We start from the raw sequence: 22,213 nt of genomic DNA, 5'->3' as shown, positions 1-22,213 counted from the left end.
GCTCGCCGCCAGGCGGCAAGGCTTCCCGGCATGGACAGCCTGGTATCGACCGAGTGGCTCGCCCGCGAGCTTGATGCATCCGATCTGAAGATCGTCGATGCCTCCACGCATCTTCCCGCAGCCGGACGCGATCCTGCGGCCGAGTATGCCGCGGGCCATATTCCCGGCGCGGTGTTCCTCGACCTGCCGACGCTAAAGGACAGCAGCTCCGCGGTTTCCAACGCTCTGCCGACCCCGGCCCAGTTCGCGCAGCGCCTGGCCGAACTCGGCATTGCCCGCGACGATCGGGTGGTGATCTATGACGATAGCGACGTGAAAACGTCAGCGCGCGCGTGGTTCATCCTGCGCATGAACGGCATGACGCAGGTCGCCATCCTCGACGGCGGGCTGGCGAAGTGGGAGGCGGAAGGCAAGCCGCTGGTATCGGGTAGCGCATCTCCGGCGCGCACGCTGCCTGCTGAGCGCGACGCCGACTGGCAGCGCGTCCGGAGCAAGCAGGATATGCTGGCCAACATCGCCAGCGGCAACGAACAGGTGCTCGACGCGCGCGACGTGGCGCGCTTCACCGGCGAGACGGCAGACGCTGTCCACGGGCTGTCCGGTGGTCACATCCCGGGTTCGCGCAACCTGTTCTTCCGCGACCTCTACCGGAGCGACGGCACTTTCCGACCGCCAGGCGAACTGCGCGCCGCGTTTGAACGCGCCGGCATCGATCTGGCGCGCCCGATCGTCACCACCTGCGGCAGCGGCGTCACCGCCTCCGTCCTGCTGTTCGCCCTCCACCTCCTCGAAGTGGAGAGTGCCGCGCTTTATGACGGCAGTTGGAGCGAATGGGGCGCGGACCCTGACACACCGAAGGAAACAGGGGCGCCCGCTTGAGCAAGGCGCCCGATCGCCAGCCCGCCACCCGCCTGGTCGAAGCCGGGCGGCGTCATGAGTGGACGGGACCGGTGGTCAACCCTCCCGTCTGGCGCGCCAGCACGCATCTCTACGCGGACATGGCCGCGCTGGAAGCCGGCAAGCACCACAACGCGGACGGGCATTTCTTCTACGGGCGCCGCGGAGCACCGACGCAGTGGGCGCTGGCCGAGGCGTTGACCGAGCTCGAGGCAGGCGCAGCGGGCACAGTGCTCTATCCCAGCGGGGTCGCGGCGATCGCGGGGGCGCTGCTCGCGGTACTACGGCCGGGCGATGTGCTGCTGGTGACCGATAACGCGTATGAACCCACGCGGCTGATGGCCAAGGGGCTGCTCGCGCGCATGGGGGTGGAGGCGCGGTTCTTCGATCCGCTCGACCTGCCCGTTTACGAAGCCGCCTTCTGCGAGCGAACCCGCGGAGTGATGATCGAGAGCCCCGGCAGTCTGACGATGGAGGTATGCGACGTCCCCGTCCTCACCCGTATCGCCCATGCCAAGGGCGCTGTCAGCGTGATGGACAACACCTGGGCCAGCCCGCTCGGGTTTCAGCCGCTGGCGAGTGGGTGCGACATCTCGGTGATGAGCCTCACCAAGCACGTGGGTGGACATTCGGACCTAATGATGGGCTCGGCCAGCGCCGGCGAGCGCTGGCACGCGCGGTTGCGGCAGACGGCGCAAAGCCTGGGCCAGATGGTCTCCCCCGACGACGCCGCGCTGGCCTTGCGCGGACTGCGCACGATGGGCTTGCGGTTGGAGCGGAGCACTGCCTCCGCACTCGCGATCGCGCAGTGGTTGCAGGACCGTGCCGAGGTGGCGCGCGTGCTGTGCCCGATGCTGCCCGGCTCCCCCGGTCACACGATCTGGCAACGCGACTTCACCGGCGGCTGCGGGCTGCTCAGCTTCGTGCTCCATGGCCGCGACGCGGCCGCCCGCGCACGCTTTATCGACTCGCTGCGCCTGTTCGGGATCGGCTTCAGCTGGGGAGGGTTCGAAAGCCTGGTGACCCCGTTCGACCCGGCGGCGATACGGTCCGCCACAGCGTGGCCGCCGGCGGACTGGCCAAGCCATGACAAGCTTGGCGTGCGACTGTCGATCGGGCTGGAGGACGCAGGTGATCTGATCGAGGATCTCGCACAGGCATTCGCCGCCATGGAGGACACATGACCGCGCCTGGAGATAGGGACGTTCGCGCCGCGGATGGCTTGCGAGACGCCGTGGCGGGACAAAGCGGCACTGTTGGCGGGTTCGTCGACACGCTCGACAGCCTGGCCGTCACTCTCGGAAGTTCCCGCGTGTCGGTGTGGGACGCGCTGGTTTTCGTGGCGATCATCATCGCCGTCTGGATCGCGGCGTGGTTCATCAGCAAGGGGGCCCGCCATCTGCTGCGGCGAATGACGCGGCTGGACACCACCCAGCGGCTGCTGGCGGAAAAACTGATCACTATCGGTGTGTGGGCGCTCGCAATCCTGCTGGGGATCGACATTCTCGGCATCGATCTGACCGCGCTTGCGGTCTTTTCGGGTGCGTTTGGCCTCGCGATCGGTTTTGGCCTGCAAAAGACCTTCGGCAACCTGATCGCGGGCATCATCCTGCTGATGGACCGGTCGATCAAGCCGGGCGACGTGATCGCGATCGCGGATTCGGCAGGCAACATGAACTTCGGCCAGATCCGCAAGATCGGCATTCGCGCGGTTTCGCTGACCACTCGCGATCAGCGCGAATACCTGATCCCGAATGAAAACCTGATGGTCAACCAGGTGGAAAACTGGTCGTATTCGTCCAAGAACGTGCGCATCCAGGTGCCGGTGGGGGTCGCCTACGGCTGCGACCTCGACCTCGCCGAAAAGCTAATGCTGGAGGCCGCGAAAAGCGCGCGGCGCGTGCTGACCACGCCGCCGCCGGTGGTCTGGCTGGAGGCGTATGGCGACAGCTCGGTCAATTTCGTGATCCATTGCTGGATCGATGACCCGGAAGAAGGCGTCGGCAACGTGCGTTCCGATGTGCTGAAACGGTTGTGGAAGCTGTTTCAGGAAAGCGGGGTGGAGATCCCCTTCCCGCAGCGCGACCTCAATCTGCGCGACAACGAGCAGTTCCAGCAATTGGTGGCGGCCATTTCACAACGGATCGACAAGCCGGAAGCGTAGCTTTTCGGGCGGCTACCCAAGCTATCGAAATTTCGCCTACCCGCTCTGACAGGCAATCTGGCTGGCAGGCGCGACAGCCCGTGCCCAATCAAGTGCCATGAAAACAACCGGTCCGGATACCAACGGCATAGTCTATCTCGTGGGCGCAGGCCCCGGAGATCCCGACCTGCTGACGCTGCGCGCAGCGCGGCTGCTGGAACGCGCCGAGCTGGTGGTGCATGATGGCCTGGTCGATCGTGCGGTGCTGGCGATGGTGAACCCGGCGGCCGAGTTGATCTCCGTCGCCAAGAGCCGCGCACGGCACACGCTGCCGCAAGACCAGATCAATGCGCTGCTCGTTCGCGCCGCCCGCGCCGGGCGCAGCGTCGTGCGGCTGAAGGGCGGCGATCCGTTCGTGTTCGGCCGCGGCGGCGAGGAGGCGGAAGCCTGCCGTGCCGCCGGTCTCACCGTCGAAGTCGTCCCCGGCATCAGCGCTGCCAACGGTGCCGCGGCCGCCGCGCAGATCCCGCTAACCCACCGCGACGCGTCCAGCGTCGTCAGCTTCGTCGCCGGCCAGTGCAAGGGCCTGGCGGAGCAAGACTGGGCCGGCCTTGCCGGGAAGGGCCGAACCCTGGTGATCTACATGGGGGTGAAGACGGCGCCGCAGATCGCTGAAAAGCTGATGCGTGACGGCCTTGCCCCGGACATGCCGCTGGCGGTGATCGAGAATGGAGCGCGTCCGACCATGCGCGTGCTGCGGGGGCCGCTTGCCGCCCTGCCCGAACTGGTCGAGCGCGAGCAGGTCAAGAGCCCGGCGCTGATCGTGATCGGTGAAGTCACGGCGCGCGAGGACGCCACCATCGCAGCAATCGCGGAGTATGCGGCATGAGGATCATCACGGGCAACGACCTCAAGACAGGGGCGGTCACCTGGTGGACCGGGGTCGACTGGTCGCTTCATGTGGCCGATGCGGTCGATGCCGGCGCCGATGCCGAAGCGATCATGGCACGAGAGACCGCGACCTGCCGCGTCAACAACCCCTACATCATCGACGGCGAGAAAACCGCCGAGGGCGTGCGCCCGGCACATATCAAGGACCGCGTGCGCGCGCTCGGCCCGACCGTGCGGCCCGACCTCATGATCAAGCCCGCCGATCCTGACCTACGCGAATGGGTGATCTGACATGTACCGCTACGATCAATACGACCAGGCCATGGTCGACACCCGGGTTGAGGAATTCCGCGACCAGGTCCGCCGCCGCATCGAAGGCAAGATGGACGACGACCAGTTCAAGCCGCTGCGGCTGAAGAACGGTCTCTATCTGCAGCTCCACGCCTACATGCTGCGGGTCGCCATTCCCTATGGCACGTTCGACAGCCGCCAGATGCGCATGCTGGCGCACATCGCGCGCAAATATGACCGCGGGTATGGCCACTTCACCACCCGGCAGAACATCCAGTACAACTGGATCAAGCTGGCCGAAGCGCCGGACATCTTGGCGGACCTCGCCACGGTGGAGATGCACGCGATCCAGACGAGCGGTGAATCGATCCGCAACGTCAGTTCCGATCACTATGCGGGCGCTGCGGCGGACGAAGTGATCGACCCGCGCCCGTGGGCCGAGATGCTGCGGCAGATGACCACGTTCATGCCGGAATTCAGCTACCTGCCGCGCAAGTTCAAGATCGCGATCATCGCTTCGCCGGAAGACCGGGTGGCGCTGCGCTGGCACGACTTTGCGCTGCGCATCGTCCGCAATCCGGCGGGCGAGACCGGGTTCGAGGTTTTTCTTGGCGGCGGCATGGGGCGCACCCCGTTCATCGCCTACCGCAGCCGGGAATTCCTGCCGGCCAACCAGCTGTTCAGCTATCTGCAGGCGGTGCTGCGGGTGTGGAACCGCCATGCGCGGCGCGACAACATCCACAAGCAGCGGATGAAGATCCTCGTGCACGACCTGGGGCAGGAAGAATTCACTCGCCAGGTCGAGGAAGAGTTCGCGCATTTCCTTTTGCTGGACGAGGACTTTCCGCAGGCGGAATACGATCGCATCGCCGCCTACTTCACCCCGCCCGCCTACGAACAGGAGCTGAGCGACACCATCGATCTCAGCGATCCGGCCTTCGCCCGCTGGGTGGAGCGGCAGGTGGTCGCGCACAAACAGCCGGGCTATGCGATCGCCAACATCAGCCTGAAGCCCCCCGCGGGCATCCCCGGCGACATCTCGGCCGAGCAGATGGACCTCGTGGCCGACCTGGCGGAGCGGTACAGCTTCGACGAAATTCGCGCCACCCACGCGCAGAACCTGGTGCTGCCGTACGTGCGCAAGGCGGACCTGTTCGTGGTCTGGCAAGCGCTGGTCTCGGCTGGCCTCGCCGATGCCAATCTCGATCTGGTGACCGACGTGATCGCCTGTCCGGGGCTCGATTACTGCAGTCTCGCCAACGCCCGTTCCATCCCCGTCGCACAGAAGATCGCCCAGCGCTTCGCCGAGGCGGAGCGGCAGGCCGACATCGGCGAGCTCAAGATCAAGGTGTCGGGCTGCATCAACGCGTGCGGGCATCACCACGCCGGCAACATCGGCATCCTGGGCGTCGACCGGAAGGGCAGCGAAAGCTACCAGCTCCTGCTCGGCGGCTCAGGCGACGAGAACACCAGCCAGGCCAAGATCGCCGGGCCTGGATTTGACGAGGACGGCATCGTCGATGCGGTCGGACGCGCGGTCGAACACTACCGGGTGGTCCGCGAAGGCGGGGAGCGGTTCATCGACACGTACCGCCGCGTCGGCATGGAAGGGTTCAAGGAGGCGATTTATGGCTGAGTCCGGCAACCCCACCCCCGCCGCAACTGAGGAATACGCGGCCGGTCTGCGTTTCCGCGACGATGTGGCGGCCGACGAACCGGCTGTATCGCTCGATGCCTTCCTGGAGCAGGACGAGGCGGTGTCCGTCCGCATCGAAGCCGGCGAGGACGTGACCGTCCTGTACCCGCACCTGTCACGGGTGCGGCTGGTGGAAGTGGACTTCCCCAAGTTCCGTGACGGGCGCGGCTTTTCGACCGCGCGGATGCTGCGTGAAGCGGGCTACACCGGCGAGATCAAGGCGACCGGCGACGTGCTGGTCGACCTTATCTTCTTCATGCGCCGCTGCGGGTTCGACAGCTTCGCGCCCGACAAGCCGATCGACCCCCGTGACGCGGAGACCGCGCTGACCCGGTGGGATCACGTCTATGTCCCGGCGGCCGACGACCGCATGCCGATCTGGCGCCTGCGTCATGGCTAACCCCGCCATGGACCGGGTGCGCGACCGGATCGACACCGGACCCCGTTTTAGCGACTCGGATGCAATCCGGCTCAACCGCATGTTCCGCGGGGCGGACACCGCCGCCGTGCTCGACGCGGTGCTCAAGGACCGGCTTGCCGGCGATGTCGCGGTGGTATCCAGCTTCGGTGCCGAGAGTGCCGTTCTGCTGCACTTGATCGCGCAGGTCGATCCGGCAACGCCCGTGCTGTTCCTCGACACCGGCAAGCACTTTCCCGAAACGCTGGCCTACCGCGATCAGCTGGTCGGGCGGTTGGGACTCTCAAACCTGCAGATCCTTCAGCCGGACCCGGCTGACCTGGCGGCGCGTGACGACAGCGGCCTCCGGTGGTCGTACGATCCCGATGGCTGCTGCGAAATCCGCAAGGTCCGTCCGCTGGAGAAAGCGCTGGCCCGGTTCGACGCCTCGCTCACCGGGCGCAAGGCGTTCCAGTCCAGCACGCGGGCGAACCTGCCGCGGTTCGAAGTCGATACCGCCGATGCCCAGGGCCGGCTGAAGATCAATCCGCTGATCGATTGGCAGGCGGCCGATCTTGCCGCCTATATCGCGGCGCACGACCTGCCGCTTCATCCGTTGGTGGCCGAAGGCTATCCATCCATCGGCTGCATGCCGTGCACCAGCCAGGTGGCGGACGGTGACGATCCGCGTTCGGGCCGATGGAAGGGTTGGGACAAGACCGAGTGCGGCATCCACTCGCCTGTCCAGCTCGGCCCCGACGGCGAACTGCCGCCGGGGTTCGAACCGTTCCTCTAGTTCAGGCGCCGAGCCGCACGACGGTCGCGGTCTTCCCGTCCGGGCCGGTGGTGGTCCACACGCCCTTGGCATCGACGCTTTCGGTGTTGCACTGTTCCGCGGTCTCGCCGGTCTTGGTGTAACAGTAGGTGGTCGGCGATTTCTGAACCCAGCGGCCGGTCTCGACGGTCTTGCCATCGGCGGTGCTGACGTAAGTGCCGTCGGCCTTCACCTCTTCTTCGACCACCCGGCCATCCGACGTGGTGATGCGGAACTTGCCGACCGGGTCCTTGCCATCGGCTGCCATTGCTGGCGCGGTCGCCGGCGTCGATGCGGCCGCGACGTCAGCGGTGGCCTCGCTCTCGGCGTCGGCTGGCGCGGTGTTGTTGTTGCAGGCGGCAAGCGCCGCCAGTGAAGCGATGAGTAACAGTTGGCGCATCGGATCTCCCCTTGTGTCCACGAGTCTGCAACAGCGCGACTCGTGGTCCGGGGCAGACGCTATGCGCGCCGCTGCCCGCTGTCCAACCGTCTCACAACCAGCCCTTGTCGCGGTACCAGCGCGCTGTCGCCCGCAACCCCTCGCGTGTGGGGATGCGCGGACGCCAGAGCTCGGGAGGGACTGCCCGCTCGGCGTCTGAGAGCCAGTCGGGGTGCAGCATGTAACCCACCCGGTCCGCGGTCAGTCGCGCGCGGGATCGGCGGAGCAGCCGATCCGCGCGCGATGCGGCGCCGAGAAGGCCGCGCGAAAGGTGCACCACCCACGGCCGCTTCCCGACAGCCCAGCCGATCACCCGGGCGAGCTCCCGGTGAGACCAGCCTCCCGGATGCCCGTCGTCCGGATCGAACAGCTGGTGACTGACCCCCTCACCCCCGGGAATGAGAGCGACCAGCAGTTCGGCGAGATCCTGCACGTGGATGAGCGAGCTGCGCCCGGGCGGCGGCACCGGGACCACCCCCACTTTTGCGAGCTTGAACATCTCGAGATAGTCGACGTCCCACGGGCCGTACACGCCGGGGGGGCGCACGATCGTCCAGTCGAGACCGCTGGCCCGAACCAGCCGTTCGGCGCGCTCCTTGGAGGCGCCGTACTCCGACAGCTGCGGCTCCCGCGCGGATAGCGATGAGACGAATATGAACCGCGGAACGCCAGCGCGCGCGGCGGCCTCGATCACCGCGAGCGTGCCCGCTACGTTGGCGGCTTCGAATGCGCTGGCCTCGGTCGCGGTGGTCAGCCCGGCGACATGGATCACCGCCTCCGCCCCGGCAACCAGCCGGTCGAGCGCTGGCCGGTCGGCAAGGTCTCCGCGAACCCACTCCGTGGCGCCGGATCGGTCGGCAGGCAGCGTGCGCGCCAGCGCGCGGACTGGATAGCCCTGCCGGGCGAGCGCGGCCAAGGTGGCCTTGCCAACAAACCCGGTGCCGCCGGTGAGGGCGATCAGCGGCGCGCTCACAGCAGGACCATATGATCGCGGTGGACCACCGCAGCGCGCGGGGCGTAACCGAGCAAGTCCGCCTGTTCGCTCGCTTTCCGCCCGGCTATGGCGCGGCATTCGCCGGCTGAATACTCGACCAGCCCCTGGGCAAGCCGATCGCCCTTGCGGCCATGCACCGTCACCAAGTCGCCGCGCGCGAAGTCACCATCGACTGCCGTGATCCCGGCGGCCAGGATGCTCGCTCCTTCGGCAAGGGCAGCGGCACAGCCTTCGTCCACCGTCAGCACTCCCGCCGGGGCCAGCCGCCCACCGAGCCACGCCTTGCGCCCGCCGTCGCGCCGTTGCGGCTGGAACAGGGTACCCCGATCCGCAGCGATGGCGCGCGACAGCGGCCGCGCATGGGTGCCGTTGACGATAGCCAGCGCGATACCGGCGCGCCCGGCGATTTCGGCCGCCTGCAGCTTCGACACCATGCCGCCCGATCCCATGCCGGAGCCCGACGAGGCGCCGGCCATGGCGCGAACCTGCTCGTCGATCCCGCTCACCTCGCGTACGAGTTCGGCGGTAGGGTCGGCCGGGTCGCGGTCGAACAGCCCGTCAACGTCGCTCAGCAGCACCACCGCATCGGCCCCTGCCGCTTGCGCCACCCGCGCCGCGAGCCGGTCGTTGTCGCCAAAGCGGATTTCGGCGGTCGCGACGCTGTCGTTCTCGTTCACCACCGGGACCGCTCCTCGCTCGAGCAATCGGGCCAGCGTCGACGATGCGTTGAGATAACGGCGGCGGTCCTCCAGATCGTCGAGGGTCAACAGCAGCTGCGCGGCGGTAATCCCTTCCACCTCGAGCAGTTCGGACCAGATGGCCGACAGGGCGATCTGGCCGACCGCCGCAGCCGCTTGGGCATCGGCAAGGCTGGCGCGTCCGCCATGCGCCAGGCCCAGGCGCCGCGCACCCAGTGCGATCGCGCCCGAGCTGACCACCAGCACTTCCTGCCCTTGACGGCGCTTCTCGGCTATTTCGGCGGCAAGGCTCGACAGCCACTCGCGCCGCACCGCGCCCGCGCGGTCCACCAGCAAGGCGGAGCCGACCTTGAGCACCAGCCGCGGACAGGTTTCCGCGGCGCCGAGATGGGAGAGCGCGGTAACCGCCATCGGCTAGATAGGGGACCAGTTCCCACCGTCTTCGGGCACGTCCTCGACCTCGTTGCCCTTGGTCTCGGTCGCGGTCCGGTCGGGCAGGTATCCTAGCACCGCATCGAGCAGGCGCTCGACCCCGGCCCCGGTCGCGCCGGAGATCGGAAAAACGTCGTCCGCCCCGGCCGCGCGCAGCTCCTTGGCGTAGTCTTCCGCCAGCTCCGCGTCGGCGAGATCGATCTTGTTGAGCGCCACCAGCCGCGCCTTGTCCTCCAGCCCTTCGCCATAAGCGGCGAGCTCTTCCTCGACCACCTGCATCGCCTCGACCGGGTCGACCCCGCCGATGTCGATCAGATGGATCAGCACCCGGCACCGTTCGATATGGCCCAGGAACCGGTCGCCGATGCCCGCGCCCTCGGCAGCGCCTTCGATCAGGCCCGGAATGTCGGCCAGCACGAATTCCCGCCCGCGGTGGCGCACCACGCCCAGCTTCGGCACCAGCGTGGTGAAGGCATAATCGCCCACCTTTGCCTGCGCGTTCGACACCTGGTTGATGAAAGTGCTCTTGCCTGCGTTCGGCAGACCCACCAGCCCCACGTCCGCCAGCAGTTTCAGCCGCAGCCAGACCCACATCTCTTCCGACGGAATGCCGGGCTGATGCTGGCGCGGGGCGCGATTGGTGCTGGTCTTGTAGCTGGCGTTGCCGCGGCCACCCATGCCGCCTTCCAGCAGGACGATCCGCTGCCCGATCTCGGTGAAATCGGCGAGCACCTCGTCCTTGTCCTCAGAAAGCACCTGGGTGCCCACCGGCACCTCGATCACCAGATCGGGAGCGGAGGCGCCGGTCCGGTCCTTGCCCATCCCGTGTCCGCCGCGCGCGGCCTTGAAGTGCTGGGTGTAGCGAAAATCGATCAGGGTATTGAGGCCAGCGACCGCGACCAGCACGATATCGCCGCCCTTGCCGCCGTTGCCGCCATCCGGGCCGCCGTACTCGACATACTTCTCGCGCCGGAACGACACGGCGCCGGGGCCGCCGGCACCGGATTTCAGATAGATTTTGGCCTGATCGAGGAAATGCATAGTTTGGTAACTAGCCGACTGCGGCCCAAATGTCGCGCGCGTGCTTCATGCGCCCAGATGGGTCAGGAAGGGGCTCTGGGCGAGCCCGGAATGGCGAATGTCGAGAACCCGCACCGCGACCCTTCGGTCGCGAACGCGGCAAGCGGAATGAAGCTGCGTCTGCAGGTCCGTGCCGGGGCAGTCAGTGGCGGAGCGAAACTGGTGGAGCCGAGGGGGATCGAACCCCTGACCTCGTCATTGCGAACGACGCGCTCTCCCAGCTGAGCTACGGCCCCGTTCCAGTTTCTTCCTCGCACCGGCAATCCCCGCGAAGAGCGCGGCGCTTAGCGAACCGCGTCCGGCAAGAAAAGACCTTTGTATGCGGTGCGGCTTATGGCTTCCCGTCCGAATCCGGTACTGGCTGCACGACCGGCGTGGACTGGCCATCCTGGGGCACCGGTACCACCGGGATGGAAGCGCCCGTCTCGGGATCTGTCACCGCGCCCGCCTGGCCAAGCGGCTGGAGCGTGGTGGCCGCTGGATCGCTGACGCCCGCCTGGGGCACCGCCTGGAGACGAGCGGTCTGCACCGCCACGTAACCGGGCTGTGAGGCGCCGTAGCGCGCGCCGTACTGGGTATCCCAAGCAGCGGAATCGCGCTGGTATTGCTCGTACTCGTTGAAGAAGTTCTCGAACGGCGTTTCGAACTGCCCGAAGTTCGCCGCGGCCAGCGCAGCGGCATCCGGGCTAGCCATGGCCGCCTGAGCCGCCGCGACCTGCCGAGCCGCCTGGCAGAACTCCGCGCGTACCGGGGGCAGCGCGAAGTAGTTGTACACGATGGTCATCTGCCGCTCACGCTCGGCGATGCCAACGTTCCGGCCGGGGAAATCCTTCTGGTAAGTCCGGTCGAGGCGCTGATTCGTCGCCGTCAGGGTCTTGGCGTTGCTCGTTAGGAACGTCCGATAGCCATCGAGGATTGGCGCGTCCTCCGGCTGGATGCAATTGAGCGCAGCGACGTTCCACGCCGAGCGGAAGTACCACAGACGCTGGTCGTCGGTCAGGTTCTTGAGGACCGTCAGGCGCTGCCCGTCGGCGCCCCGACCCGGAATATTCATCACGTACGTCGCGCCGCCGGGGGGCAGCGGCCGATAGGGAATGACCTCCACCGGCGGGGGCGGCGGGGGCGGCGGGGGCGGCGGCGGCGGGGTGGTCTTGCACGCGCCGAGCACGGCCAGCCCGGTGGCCAGCGAAACCATTCGAATACGCATCGGTGACATCAAAAGCATGCGGCCGCGGCCCTCCTGTTCCCCGCTTCGTGGCACGCGCCGCCTTTCGCGTGCCTGAAGCGTCTGGCGCCCTATCGCCTTAGGCAGGCAAAGAAAATGCCCGGGGCGCCAGGTTGATGGTCCTGTGCACCCCGGGCACGATGAAGCGAGTCCTGCGTGCGATTATTCGCGGTTGCCCATGAAGCTGAGCAGGAACTGGAACATGTTGATGAAGTCGAGATAGAGCGTCAGCGCGCCGAGCACGATCGCCTTGCCAGCGAATTCGGTACCCCGAAGAACTGCGTACTCATTCTTGAGCCGCTGCGTATCGTAGGCGGTCAGACCGGCGAAGATCAGCACCCCGATCGCGCTGATGGCGTACATCAGGGCCGGGCTCTGGATGAACATGTTTGCGACCATCGCTACCAGCAGACCGACCACGCCCATGATCAGGAACGTGCCGAAGCCGCTCAAGCTCTTGCTGGTGGTGTAGCCGTACAGGCTCAGACCGGCGAACGCCGCCGCCGTGGCGAAGAACGTGACCGCGATCGACGTGCCAGTGAAGCGCAGGAAGATCGTGGACAGCGACAGGCCCATCAGCGCCGCAAAGGCCCAGAACATGATCTGCAGCGTGCTCTTGCTGAAGCGGTTCGCGCCGAAGCTCATCGCGAACACGATCGCGAGCGGCGACAGCGCGACGATCCACATCAACGGACCACTGGCGAACGTCACCGCCAGGCCGGAGTTGAACGTCAGCAGAGCGACGATGCCGGTCAGCAGCACCCCGCTGGTCATGTAGTTGTAGATCGACAGCATGTGCTTGCGCAGCCCTGCGTCGAACACGACCTGCCCACCGGCGCGCGGAACGGAGCCGAAGCCGGCCCCCAAGCCCGTGGTGCCCGCGCGGGGATCGTTGTAATCAGCCATTTACAATCTCCATTCCGGCGCCGAGCAACGACAAGCCGGTGACAACAATATCGGGACTTTGCGCACTCTATTCAAGGAAAACCGGACGCTGCGGCGTTAACCCTCGTCTCGGGCTTCACGCCCCATGTCCCGACCCCGATCACGCGCAGCGCGCAAGGTTTCACCCAGCAACCGCGCCAGTGCCTGATCCGCGTCAAGCACGTCGAGCCCGGCCTGCGTCATGCCACCGGGACTGGCGACGCGGCGGGCCAGATCTCCGGGCGACAGGGGCGAGGCCGCGGCGAGAGCGCCAGCGCCTTCGACCATCTTCACCGCCAGCCGCTCAGCCTGGGAAGCATCGAGCCCCAGTTCGGCTGCGGCAGCGGCCAGCGCTTTGATGAAGCGGTAGACGAACCCCGGGCCTGATCCCGCCAGCGCGGTCACCAGTTCGAACTGGCTTTCGTCCCCCAGCCACTCCGCTCCGCCAAGGTGATCGGCCAGCGAGGTGACAACGTCCCGCTGACTGGCGGTCAGCCCCTCTGCCACCAACGCGATCGGCGACTTGCCGAGGGCAGCTGCCAGGTTTGGCATCATCCGGACAATGGCGCCTACGCGGGGGAACATCCGCGCGAGGCTGGCAAGCTCGACCCCTGCGAGAACCGACACCAGCGCGGTGTCAGGCCCGGCGAGTGGCTCGAGCGGCGGGCCAGCCTCCCCCAGCATTTGCGGCTTGAAGCCCAGCACGACCAGGTCGAACCGCCCGTTCGGCAATTCGGTCACGAAACGCATCCCGGCGGGCACGTGTTTGGGCCGCGGACCGTATGCGGTGAAAGTGTCCGCCGGAACGCCCGCTTTCAGCCAGCCTTCGACCATCGCCGACGTCATGGCGCCGTATCCCGCGATCAGGATCGATGACGGGTCGGTCATGGCGGGCTGTCCGATCAGGCTTCTCCGTCGGCGTCGACCATCGCACTGGCGAGCGCATCGCGGGGGCTCTTGTCGCCCCACAGGACGAACTGGAACGCGGGATAGAACCGATCGCATTCGTCGACCGCGGTTTCCACCAGCCCCTGCGCCTGGCTGAGGCTCAGCAGCCCGTCGTCGCCCAACAGCAGGCCATGGCGATAGACCAGCATCCCGCCTTGTGACCACACGTCGAAATGCCCCAGCCATAGCTGTTCATTCACCAGCGCCAGCAACTCGTGCGCGGCGCTGCGCTTGGTTTCGGTCACGCGAACGTCGGGCAGGCAGAGCAACTGCAGCACGTTGTCCTCGGTGCGCCAGATGGCGCGCAGCTGGTAATTGGCCCAGGCACCCTGCACCTCGCCCGAAATCTCTTCCGGCGAGACGACCTCGTGCGACCAGCCCCGCGCTTCGAACAGCGCGGCGAGCATGTCGACGGGGGCGGCGTCGTCGCCGGCCTGGCTGTAGTCTTCGTGCTCGGTTCTCATAGCGTCGCGCGTCCCGTCCTTTTTCTTGCCCGGTGATTGGCGGGGCCTGGAATGGCTCGCAATGCGGACGAGGTTAACGGCTGGGGACAAACCGATAACCCTGTTCACAGCCTGTGCAAAAGCGGTGGAGAGCGCCCCGCCCGCCCGCGCGCTCATTTGAGCGGGGCGACATCCTCGCCAGCATCGCTGGTAAACACGAACGCGTCGATCCCGGCTTTCTTCAGGTCGGACACGAACGTGTTGGCCGCCTTGGCCGAATCGAACGGTCCGGTGACCAGCCGGCGGGTCTCGCCCCATTTCGCGGTGTAGGCATCGCGCTTGCCGAGCAGCGCGGGTGATTTCTTCGCGAACTTGCGCCAGTCGAAGCCGAGCGCCTTCAGATCCTTGCCCGTGGCGACCTGCACCCACACGCGGCTCGGCACCTTGGGTTTTGGCGCGGGGGGCGGCGGCGGTGCCGCCTTGACCGGTTCGGCCCGGGCCACCTGCACCGCCTCGCGCCTGGGCTTGATCGCGGTGATGTCGACCGCGCCTGCCGCGGGCGCGGTGACGCCGTTGGCGTTGAACAGGTCGGCGAAGGCATCGGCCACGGTCACGTCGTCCGGGATCGGCGCGACGGCGGGAGCGGTCGCGGCCGCTTGCACGAGCCCTGCTTGCGAGGGTTGCGCCGCCGATGGCCCCTGAACCTGCGCCAGGTCGAACCCCGGCGCCGCCGTGGACGCGGGCAACTGCATCACGACCACCGGCTGCGGCTCAGGCAACTGGATGACAGGCGCTGTAACTGGGGGCGGCGGTGGTGGTGGGGGCGGCGGTGGCGGCGGCGGCGGTGGCGGCGGTGGCGCGGCGGCTCGCACGACCGGAGGCGGCGGCGCGGGCCGCTGCACCACCGTCGCAGCCGGCGGCGCGGCTTGCGTGATCCTGACGGGCGGCTGGGCTCGCCTTGCGTCCCTGGCAGCTCTCGCTTCCGCCGCGCGTTCGGCAAGGCTGGTGGGGCCGGTAGAGCTTGCGCGCTGGCGCCGCCGCTCGGCCGCCGTGGTGCGAGCGGGGGGCGGACTGGCGACCGCGACCCTGGGCCCGAGCGGCTGGCCCCTCGGCGTCAGGCGGCTGTCACCGGCCTGGTTTGGCGGAGCGGGCTGAACCCCGGCCAGCTGCGCAAACCGCGGATCGTCGCGGCCGATCTGCGCTGCCTTGGGAAAAGCGCCGAGGTTGCCGGTCGCCGCCTGCTGCGCGCGGGTCAGCCGGGGCATGTAGGACAGGTACGGCTTGATCCTGTTGGCAAGATCGCGCGGCATCACCGCCTCGACGATCGACACCGCCTCCTGCTCCTCACCCAGGATGGCAAGGCCGAAGGCGCGTGCGCGGTAGGCGGCAAAGTCGCGGCGTTGCAGCAGAGGCAGCAGGGTCGCTTCGAAGCCCCTCTTGTCGCCCGAGATCGCCAGGCTCAGTCCCAGCCGACGGCTGACCTCAGCGTCAGGGCCCAGGGCGAGCGCCATGCGGTACTGCGCCTGGGCCGAAGCGTTGTCGCCAACCAGATCGTAGGCGAGCCCGCGATCGCCGGCGACCGTCGCCGGGAGCGCCCCGGCCGCCACTGCCTGCTCGAACAACTGCAGAGCCTCAATCGGTCTGTCAGAGCGCAGGTTCGCCGCCGCCAAGCCTGCCCTAACGCGGGCATCCCCCGGGCGGATCGCATCGGCGCGGCTGAAAAATCCGGTTGCCGCGTCCACATCGCCCAGCGCGAGCGAGGCCTTGCCCGCCGCAATCAACGCGTCGAAATCCGCCGGGCTGCGCGCCAACCGCCCGAGCGCCGACCTGAGGTCACTGACTGCCGGCGGGGGCAGTGGCTGGACCACCGCATAATCCTGCGCGCTCACCGCGCCGCTGCCGAGAACCCACGGCAAAGCCGCCAGAAGCGGCGCTGCTGCGCAGGTCAGACCTGATATCTTGCGAACCGACATAGGTTGCGTACCCTATCCGGCCCTGGCTGAACGCGCGCGGAACGCGCCCGCTGGCCGGCAGGACACCGCGTTACTGATTGTTCTGCCGGCCAAGGAAACGCGGGATCGACAGCGAAGCAGAACCATTGTCGTCCTCTTCACCCTCATCCTCGTCATCCGACGGGCGGCTCCCGCCGCGCGAGAGGTTCGCCATCCGCTCGAACAGCGTGCTGCCGGCGCCAGAGCTCCCGCCCGAGCCGCCACCGGCGCCACCGCCAGCAGACGCGCTACCACCAGCGGCTGCCCCGCCGGCATCGCCCGAGACCAATCCGCGCCGGCGTCCGCCGCCCAGCATCGTGCGCACCGGCTCGTCCTGCTCGGCCAACCGATCGGCATTGAGCAGCAGATCATCCTGCGTGGTGGAATTGTCCGCTTCCTGACGCGGCTCTCCCGCTGCGGCCTTGCCGTCGGTCAGCCACAGGTCTTCGTCATCCGCTTCTGTTTCGGCCGCGCCATAGCCTTGCGGCGCTGGCTGGTACGTATCGGCCTCGTCGTTGCGCAGGCCCGCCAGCGGATCGACGATCCCGTCGACATCGTCGCCGTATTCCTCGCCGGTCTCGTCCTCGTCGTCAGCGAAGCTGGTGCCCTGGTCGAGCGGTTGACGCTCCTCGCTGGCGACCTGCGCGCTCTGCGGCTCGTCCGCGATCTCGGCTTCGGCGGGCAGCTCGAACTCGTCTTCCTCGGGCAGTTCGAGCACCGGGCGCTTGGGCGCGCGACCGCCGCCAAGCGCGAACGTGCGTGGCTGGTTCATGGCCACTTCGCCGGTCCCATCGATCCCGGTGGCGACCACCGAGACGCGAATCTTGCCCTGCAGGTCGGGATTGAAGGCCGAACCCCAGATAATATTCGCGTCCTCGTCCACCAGCTCGCGGATGTGGTTCGCCGCCTCGTCGACTTCGAGCAGCTTCATGTCTTCGCCGCCGATGATCGAGATGATTACCCCCTTGGCGCCGGCCATGCTGACTCCGTCGAGCAGCGGGTTGGCGATGGCCCGTTCGGCAGCCTCGAGCGCGCGGTTCTCGCCCTCGCCCTCGCCCGTGCCCATCATCGCCTTGCCCATCTCCTGCATCACCGAACGCACGTCGGCGAAATCGAGGTTGATGAGACCCGGCATGACCATGAGATCGGTGATCGAACGGACGCCTTGCTGAAGCACTTCGTCGGCCAGGCCGAACGCTTCCTTGAAGGTGGTTTCCGCTTTGGCGACCAGGAACAGGTTCTGGTTGGGGATCACGATCAGCGTGTCGACATGGCGTTGCAGTTCGTCGATGCCCTGTTCGGCCGCGCGCATCCGGCGCGTCCCTTCGAACAGGAACGGCTTGGTCACCACGCCCACCGTCAGCACGCCCTTGCGCCGCGCCGCCTCGGCGATCACCGGCGCCGCGCCGGTGCCCGTGCCGCCGCCCATGCCGGCTGCGATGAAGCACATGTTGACGCCTTCCAGTGCGTCTTCAAGCTCGGCCACGGTCTCTTCCGCTGCCGCCTTGCCCACTTCGGGCCGCGCGCCGGCACCCAGGCCACCAGTGATGTCGGGGCCCAGCTGGATGCGCTTGCTGGCCGAGGAGTTGCCCAGCGCCTGCGCATCGGTGTTGGCGACGATGAAGTCCACGCCCTCGATCTGCGCGTCGATCATGTTGGCGATCGCGTTGCCGCCAGCGCCGCCCACCCCGATCACCATGATCTTGGGGCGCAGGTCGTCAGTGGCGGGGGGACCGATGTTGATGCTCATGTGGCTTCCCTCGGAAGATTGGGATCAATTTGACAAATTCGTAACGCAGCTTGGCACAAACCTGGGTGCGCAGGGATGGTTTTCCCGCCCTTATCCACAACGGTTAACGGCCGATAGTTCAAGCGCAAAGTCACTTCAAAAGTATTCTCGCATCGCGCGCCACACCCGGGTGGCGACGCCGAGCCCGGAATAGCGGACGGTCGGAGTGTGCTGGCGACCGACGGCGCGGATGTCCACCGGGTCATCGGCGGCGTACAGGCACAGGCCCGCCAGGGTCACGAAGCTGGGACTGGCGTTCGCTTCGCCCAGTCCCCGCAAGGCCGGTGGCTTGCCGATCCGCACCGGCCGGCCGAGCGCGCTCTGCAAGTATTCGGCGATCCCCGCCAGTTCGGCACCGCCGCCGGTGACGACCACCTGCCCGCCCTTGGCCCCGGTGAAGCCCATGCTTTTCAGCGCGCGGCCGACCTCGTCCGACAGGCGGGCCAACTGTTCGGTGATGATGGAGATCAGTTCGGCCCGCGCGACCCGGTTCTTGTCGTCCGCGCCGCGCGCGGCAGGCCCGCCCGCCTCGTCCCCCGGCCCGTTCACCGGCACCATGTCCTTGTAATCGCTGGGCGAGGCGATCGCCGAACCATAGCGGCTTTTCAGGCGCTGCGCCTGGAACCGGCGGATGCCGAACGCGGATGCGATGGCGTCGGTAATGTCCGACGATCCGAACGGGATCGCGGTCAGCCCCAGCAACATCCCGCCGGCGTAGAGCGCCACGTTGGTCACCTCGCCGCCGATCTCGACCAGCGCGGTGCCCAGCTCGCGTTCCTCGGGGCTGAGGCAGGCGTGCCCCGCGGCGATCGGCGCCGCCACCACGGCTTCGACGTCGAGGTGCGCGTTCTGCACCGCCTCGATCAAATTGCGGATCGGCGCGCCGTCGGCCAGCATCACGTGGACATCGACGCCCAGCCGTTCGGAATGGAGACCGCGTGGATTGGCGACCCCATGCGCTCCATCGAGCGTGTAGTGTGCCGGCTGCGCGTGGAGCACCATCCGCCCGTCGGGCTGGATGCTGTCGCGCGCGGCGACCAGCAGGTGCTCGATATCGTCTTCCTCGATCCGCCGGCCGCCGATGTCGATCTCGACCTTGGCCACCCGGCTCGCCAGTCCGGCGCCCGCGCACCCGACCCACACGCTGGAGATGCTGGTGCCGGCGTTCTTCTCCGCCCGCTCCACCGCATCGCGAATGGCGTAGGTCGCCGCAGCCATGTCGGTGACATAACCGCGCTTGATCCCCTGGCTTTGCCGGTTGCCCGATCCCAGGACGATCATCTCGCCCGTCTCGGACAAGCCCATGATCATGGCCGAGATGCGAAAACTACCGACGTTGACCGCGCCGAACACCTTGGCGATGCGGGGCAGACCCATCATTCGGCTCCCTTCGCGGCTTCGAGCGCCTTGGCTCCCGAGCGGCCCGGGATGCGCATGTAGATGCGGTCGGGCGCGCGCATGTCGAACGCGGCGACCTTGCCCCCCAGCAAGCGGTTGACCCCATCGAGCCGGGCGAATTGCACCAGCGCGCCGGCCGGTTCCTGGTCCCCGTGCGGCAGCGCGAGCACCTGACCGGTCTTGAAGGTCAGGTTCCAGCGCCGGTTACCCACCCATTCCGCCTCGGCAACCTGGGGCTTGAGCGCGGGAGCCGCTTCCAGCAGATCGTCGAGCGCCGCCACCTGGCGCGCCGCGCCGGGGCCGGTGACGACCAGCATGCTCTTGGCGTTGGCCGGGGTGATCGGCTCCAGTTCGTGTCCGGTGCCGTCGATCAGGACCAGCTTGTCCGGCTTCCTCAGCACCGCGCGCGGCGTACGCTCGACCACGTCTACCATCAGCGTATCGGGCAACTGCCGGCTGACCCGCGCGTCCGCCACCCAAGACAGCGCCAGCAGATCGGCGCGGATGGCGTCCAGTTCGACGGAAGGCATCGGCCGGTCGCGCTCTGCAAGCACGCGCTCGTAAACCTTGAGCTCGTTCATCCGGTCAACGCCGGTCACTTCGACCCGGCGCACCTCGAACCCAGCATCGGCTGCCAGTGAAGCGACTTGCGCCTGCGCCAGCGCGGGCACTCCGGCCAAGCTGGCGACAAACCAAGCCAGCGCCGCCGCCCCGCCCAGAATCATCGCCAGGAACACCTTGTGCAGCTGTTCTTCGGTGAACGGCAGCAGCGCCATCGCCCCGCCGACCGCGCCGGTGGTCTTGGCCTTCGCCTTGCGCGCGGTATCGGCCCGGCTGCGCGCGGCCGCCGACCGGCGCACACCCTTAGCCTTGCGGTTGATCGTTTCAGCCATACTTCGCCCCCCGGCTCAGCGCTTCTGCAACCAGCGCCTCGACCAGGTCCTCGTAACTCATCCCGCAGTACTTCGCCTGCTCGGGTACCAGCGACAGCGGAGTCATCCCCGGCTGCGTGTTGGTTTCGAGCACGAACAGGCCGGCCTCGCCCTGCTCGTCATCCCAGCGAAAGTCGGTACGGCTGCAGCCGCGACAGCCGAGCAGCGTGTGCGCCTGCACGGCGTAACCCTTGCACAACTCCTCGATCCGCGGCGGCAGCTGCGCGGGACAGACGTGCTCGGTCATGCCCTCGGTGTACTTCGCGTCGAAATCGTAGAAGCCGGACTTGGGCACCAGCTCGGTCACCGCTAGCGCGCGCGGACCGTCCGCCTCGTCGAGCACCGCCACCGTCAGTTCGCGCCCGCGAATGTACGGTTCGGCCAGCAACTGCGCGAATTCCTGCCAGGGCCCGGCGGCATCGCGGCGGATGGGGTTGCCGTAGTTGCTCGTCTCGGTGACGATCGCCACCCCGACCGAGCTGCCTTCGTTGACCGGCTTCAGCACGTATGGCCGCGCCAGCGGGTCCTTGTCGTGCAAGCCCGCGCTGTCGACGATCCGCCCGCCCGGCATCGGCACGCCATGAGGGACCAGCGCGTTCTTGGTCAGCTCCTTGTCGATCGCGATCACCGACGTGGCGAGGCCGGAGTGCGTGTAAGGCACGCCCATCAGGTCGAGCATGCCCTGCACCGTGCCGTCTTCCCCCGGCACGCCGTGGAGCGCGTTGAACACGACATCGGGCGCAGCTTCGGCGATGCGCGCGGCGACGGTGCGATCCATGTCGATCCGGGTGACGCGGTGCCCCCGCGCCTCGAGCGCCTTCGCGACCCCTTCGCCGCTCATCAGGCTGACCGGACGCTCGTTGGCCCAGCCGCCCATCAGGACTGCGACGTGATAGCTCACGGTCGGCCAACCCGCTGGATTTCCCATTCGAGCGTCACCCCGCTCTTTGCATACACCCGCCGTCGCACTTCTTCGCCCAGACCCTCGATATCGGCGCTCGTCGCGTCGCCGGTGTTGATCAGAAAATTGGTGTGTTTCTCGCTCACCTGCGCGCCGCCGACCGTCAGTCCGCGGCAACCGGCTTCGTCGACCAGAGTCCAGGCCTTGCCGTCGGGCGGGTTCTTGAAGGTCGAACCGCCGGTCTTGGTGCGCAGCGGCTGGCTCGCCTCGCGCGCGGCGGCGATCTTGTCCATCTCCTCGCCGATCTCGGCGGGAACGCCCTCCCGTCCCTGGAAGCGCGCGGCGACCACCACCGCGCCTTCGGGCAGGTTGGAATGACGATAGGAATAGTCGAGATCGCGCGCGGGCAGCGTGACGAACTCGCCCGTGGGCAGGATCACGTCGCAGTCGATCAGCACGTCGCTCACTTCGCGCCCGTAAGCGCCGCCATTCATCCGCACGAACCCGCCGACGGTGCCGGGGATGCCGCGGAGGAACTCGACCCCTGCAACACCGGCGTCGCGCGCTTTGGACGAAACCAGGATGCCGCTGGCCCCGCCGCCGCATTCCAGCACCTTGTCGCGCCGCGCTTCCACCGTGGCGAACGCCTTGCCGAGCCGGATGACCACCCCCGGCACACCGCCGTCGCGCACGATCAGGTTGGAACCGAGCCCCAGCGCCATAACCGGCATTTCGCCATCGAGGCGGGAAAGGAATTCCTGCAGGTCCTCCAGGTCGGCCGGCTCGAACAACCAGTCCGCCTTGCCGCCGGTCTTGAACCAGACATAGGGCGCCAGCGGGACGTTCGGGGTCAGCTTGCCGCGCACCTGCCCGACCGCGAGCGGCCGCAC

The 22,213-nt window shown here is 67.7% G+C and carries 22 protein-coding genes and 1 tRNA gene; 8 read left to right on the top strand and 15 right to left on the bottom strand.

Annotated elements, in window-relative coordinates:
* The first annotated feature begins 30 nt into the window (after positions 1 to 30).
* The 8 genes from sseA to E0504_RS14790 all read left to right on the top strand — a co-directional run bounded on the left by sseA (position 31) and on the right by E0504_RS14790 (position 7,111).
* On the top strand, positions 31 to 879 hold the full coding sequence (gene sseA, locus E0504_RS14825) for a 3-mercaptopyruvate sulfurtransferase (RefSeq protein WP_131624837.1): 849 nt from the start codon (positions 31 to 33) through the stop codon (positions 877 to 879).
* Positions 876 to 2,081: a cystathionine beta-lyase gene (gene metC / locus E0504_RS14820; protein WP_131624836.1), complete on the top strand. Its 1,206-nt coding sequence runs from the start codon at positions 876 to 878 to the stop codon at positions 2,079 to 2,081. The genes sseA and metC overlap by 4 nt, the downstream gene beginning before the upstream one ends.
* Positions 2,078 to 3,061: a mechanosensitive ion channel family protein gene (locus tag E0504_RS14815; RefSeq protein WP_131624835.1), complete on the top strand. Its 984-nt coding sequence runs from the start codon at positions 2,078 to 2,080 to the stop codon at positions 3,059 to 3,061. The genes metC and E0504_RS14815 overlap by 4 nt, the downstream gene beginning before the upstream one ends.
* A gap of 97 nt (positions 3,062 to 3,158) precedes the next feature.
* Positions 3,159 to 3,929, top strand: a complete 771-nt coding sequence (gene cobA, locus E0504_RS14810; RefSeq protein WP_131624834.1) for a uroporphyrinogen-III C-methyltransferase — start codon at positions 3,159 to 3,161, stop codon at positions 3,927 to 3,929.
* Positions 3,926 to 4,222 (top strand): DUF2849 domain-containing protein, encoded by a 297-nt coding sequence (locus E0504_RS14805; protein WP_131624833.1) that lies wholly within the window; start codon positions 3,926 to 3,928, stop codon positions 4,220 to 4,222. The genes cobA and E0504_RS14805 overlap by 4 nt, the downstream gene beginning before the upstream one ends.
* 1 nt (position 4,223) lies before the next feature.
* On the top strand, positions 4,224 to 5,858 hold the full coding sequence (locus E0504_RS14800; RefSeq protein ID WP_131624832.1) for a nitrite/sulfite reductase: 1,635 nt from the start codon (positions 4,224 to 4,226) through the stop codon (positions 5,856 to 5,858).
* Entirely contained in the window at positions 5,851 to 6,318 is a 468-nt protein-coding gene (locus tag E0504_RS14795; protein WP_131624831.1) for a DUF934 domain-containing protein, read from the top strand. Before E0504_RS14800 ends, E0504_RS14795 begins: the two co-directional genes overlap by 8 nt.
* Positions 6,319 to 6,325: 7 nt before the next feature.
* On the top strand, positions 6,326 to 7,111 hold the full coding sequence (locus E0504_RS14790; RefSeq protein ID WP_131624830.1) for a phosphoadenylyl-sulfate reductase: 786 nt from the start codon (positions 6,326 to 6,328) through the stop codon (positions 7,109 to 7,111).
* A 1-nt stretch (position 7,112) separates the two neighbouring features.
* Here E0504_RS14790 and E0504_RS14785 read toward each other — a convergent pair whose 3' ends face one another.
* From E0504_RS14785 to murB, 15 genes are all read right to left on the bottom strand, one after another.
* Positions 7,113 to 7,529, bottom strand: coding sequence for a hypothetical protein (locus E0504_RS14785; RefSeq protein WP_131624829.1), 417 nt, complete (start codon positions 7,527 to 7,529; stop codon positions 7,113 to 7,115).
* 91 nt (positions 7,530 to 7,620) lie between these two features.
* Positions 7,621 to 8,541: an NAD(P)-dependent oxidoreductase gene (locus tag E0504_RS14780; RefSeq protein WP_207974393.1), complete on the bottom strand. Its 921-nt coding sequence runs from the start codon at positions 8,539 to 8,541 to the stop codon at positions 7,621 to 7,623.
* Positions 8,538 to 9,671 (bottom strand): glutamate 5-kinase, encoded by a 1,134-nt coding sequence (gene proB, locus E0504_RS14775; RefSeq protein WP_131624827.1) that lies wholly within the window; start codon positions 9,669 to 9,671, stop codon positions 8,538 to 8,540. The genes E0504_RS14780 and proB overlap by 4 nt, the downstream gene beginning before the upstream one ends.
* A 3-nt stretch (positions 9,672 to 9,674) precedes the next feature.
* Positions 9,675 to 10,733, bottom strand: a complete 1,059-nt coding sequence (obgE, locus tag E0504_RS14770) for a GTPase ObgE (RefSeq protein WP_131624826.1) — start codon at positions 10,731 to 10,733, stop codon at positions 9,675 to 9,677.
* 199 nt (positions 10,734 to 10,932) lie between these two features.
* Positions 10,933 to 11,008: transfer RNA gene (locus tag E0504_RS14765), tRNA-Ala, on the bottom strand.
* A gap of 95 nt (positions 11,009 to 11,103) precedes the next feature.
* Positions 11,104 to 11,997: a hypothetical protein gene (locus E0504_RS14760; RefSeq protein ID WP_207974392.1), complete on the bottom strand. Its 894-nt coding sequence runs from the start codon at positions 11,995 to 11,997 to the stop codon at positions 11,104 to 11,106.
* A gap of 162 nt (positions 11,998 to 12,159) precedes the next feature.
* Positions 12,160 to 12,903 (bottom strand): Bax inhibitor-1/YccA family protein, encoded by a 744-nt coding sequence (locus tag E0504_RS14755; RefSeq protein WP_131624825.1) that lies wholly within the window; start codon positions 12,901 to 12,903, stop codon positions 12,160 to 12,162.
* A 96-nt stretch (positions 12,904 to 12,999) separates the two neighbouring features.
* Entirely contained in the window at positions 13,000 to 13,767 is a 768-nt protein-coding gene (locus E0504_RS14750; RefSeq protein ID WP_207974391.1) for a pyrroline-5-carboxylate reductase, read from the bottom strand.
* A 56-nt stretch (positions 13,768 to 13,823) separates the two neighbouring features.
* Positions 13,824 to 14,333 (bottom strand): YbjN domain-containing protein, encoded by a 510-nt coding sequence (locus E0504_RS14745; protein WP_131624823.1) that lies wholly within the window; start codon positions 14,331 to 14,333, stop codon positions 13,824 to 13,826.
* A 152-nt stretch (positions 14,334 to 14,485) separates the two neighbouring features.
* Entirely contained in the window at positions 14,486 to 16,285 is a 1,800-nt protein-coding gene (locus E0504_RS14740; protein WP_131624822.1) for an SPOR domain-containing protein, read from the bottom strand.
* 70 nt (positions 16,286 to 16,355) lie between these two features.
* On the bottom strand, positions 16,356 to 18,053 hold the full coding sequence (gene ftsZ, locus E0504_RS14735) for a cell division protein FtsZ (RefSeq protein WP_131624821.1): 1,698 nt from the start codon (positions 18,051 to 18,053) through the stop codon (positions 16,356 to 16,358).
* 135 nt (positions 18,054 to 18,188) lie between these two features.
* Positions 18,189 to 19,469, bottom strand: coding sequence for a cell division protein FtsA (gene ftsA / locus E0504_RS14730; RefSeq protein WP_131625005.1), 1,281 nt, complete (start codon positions 19,467 to 19,469; stop codon positions 18,189 to 18,191).
* A complete protein-coding gene (locus E0504_RS14725) occupies positions 19,469 to 20,383 on the bottom strand; it encodes a cell division protein FtsQ/DivIB (RefSeq protein ID WP_131624820.1) in 915 nt (304 codons plus the stop codon). The genes ftsA and E0504_RS14725 overlap by 1 nt, the downstream gene beginning before the upstream one ends.
* Positions 20,376 to 21,350 (bottom strand): D-alanine--D-alanine ligase, encoded by a 975-nt coding sequence (locus E0504_RS14720; RefSeq protein ID WP_131624819.1) that lies wholly within the window; start codon positions 21,348 to 21,350, stop codon positions 20,376 to 20,378. The genes E0504_RS14725 and E0504_RS14720 overlap by 8 nt, the downstream gene beginning before the upstream one ends.
* Positions 21,320 to 22,213, bottom strand: coding sequence for a UDP-N-acetylmuramate dehydrogenase (gene murB / locus E0504_RS14715; protein ID WP_131625004.1), 894 nt, complete (start codon positions 22,211 to 22,213; stop codon positions 21,320 to 21,322). The genes E0504_RS14720 and murB overlap by 31 nt, the downstream gene beginning before the upstream one ends.

Source organism: Parafrankia sp. BMG5.11 (assembly GCF_004337455.1).
Note: the sequence above shows the minus strand (reverse complement) of the source record. Positions and strands in the feature narration are given on the sequence as shown.

Bases quoted from the DNA above. Each gene is read 5' to 3' on its own strand.
- E0504_RS14755 (WP_131624825.1), bottom strand. From the start codon at position 12,903: ATGGCTGATTACAACGATCCCCGCGCGGGCACCACGGGCTTGGGGGCC.
- proB (WP_131624827.1), bottom strand. From the start codon at position 9,671: ATGGCGGTTACCGCGCTCTCCCATCTCGGCGCCGCGGAAACCTGTCCG.
- E0504_RS14760 (WP_207974392.1), bottom strand. From the start codon at position 11,997: ATGCTTTTGATGTCACCGATGCGTATTCGAATGGTTTCGCTGGCCACC.
- E0504_RS14790 (WP_131624830.1), top strand. From the start codon at position 6,326: ATGGACCGGGTGCGCGACCGGATCGACACCGGACCCCGTTTTAGCGAC.
- cobA (WP_131624834.1), top strand. From the start codon at position 3,159: ATGAAAACAACCGGTCCGGATACCAACGGCATAGTCTATCTCGTGGGC.
- E0504_RS14815 (WP_131624835.1), top strand. From the start codon at position 2,078: ATGACCGCGCCTGGAGATAGGGACGTTCGCGCCGCGGATGGCTTGCGA.
- E0504_RS14720 (WP_131624819.1), bottom strand. From the start codon at position 21,350: ATGGGAAATCCAGCGGGTTGGCCGACCGTGAGCTATCACGTCGCAGTC.
- E0504_RS14750 (WP_207974391.1), bottom strand. From the start codon at position 13,767: ATGACGTCGGCGATGGTCGAAGGCTGGCTGAAAGCGGGCGTTCCGGCG.
- E0504_RS14740 (WP_131624822.1), bottom strand. From the start codon at position 16,285: ATGTCGGTTCGCAAGATATCAGGTCTGACCTGCGCAGCAGCGCCGCTT.
- E0504_RS14795 (WP_131624831.1), top strand. From the start codon at position 5,851: ATGGCTGAGTCCGGCAACCCCACCCCCGCCGCAACTGAGGAATACGCG.
- E0504_RS14745 (WP_131624823.1), bottom strand. From the start codon at position 14,333: ATGAGAACCGAGCACGAAGACTACAGCCAGGCCGGCGACGACGCCGCC.
- E0504_RS14805 (WP_131624833.1), top strand. From the start codon at position 3,926: ATGAGGATCATCACGGGCAACGACCTCAAGACAGGGGCGGTCACCTGG.
- E0504_RS14785 (WP_131624829.1), bottom strand. From the start codon at position 7,529: ATGCGCCAACTGTTACTCATCGCTTCACTGGCGGCGCTTGCCGCCTGC.
- E0504_RS14725 (WP_131624820.1), bottom strand. From the start codon at position 20,383: ATGGCTGAAACGATCAACCGCAAGGCTAAGGGTGTGCGCCGGTCGGCG.
- obgE (WP_131624826.1), bottom strand. From the start codon at position 10,733: ATGCATTTCCTCGATCAGGCCAAAATCTATCTGAAATCCGGTGCCGGC.
- E0504_RS14800 (WP_131624832.1), top strand. From the start codon at position 4,224: ATGTACCGCTACGATCAATACGACCAGGCCATGGTCGACACCCGGGTT.
- ftsA (WP_131625005.1), bottom strand. From the start codon at position 19,469: ATGGGTCTGCCCCGCATCGCCAAGGTGTTCGGCGCGGTCAACGTCGGT.
- sseA (WP_131624837.1), top strand. From the start codon at position 31: ATGGACAGCCTGGTATCGACCGAGTGGCTCGCCCGCGAGCTTGATGCA.
- ftsZ (WP_131624821.1), bottom strand. From the start codon at position 18,053: ATGAGCATCAACATCGGTCCCCCCGCCACTGACGACCTGCGCCCCAAG.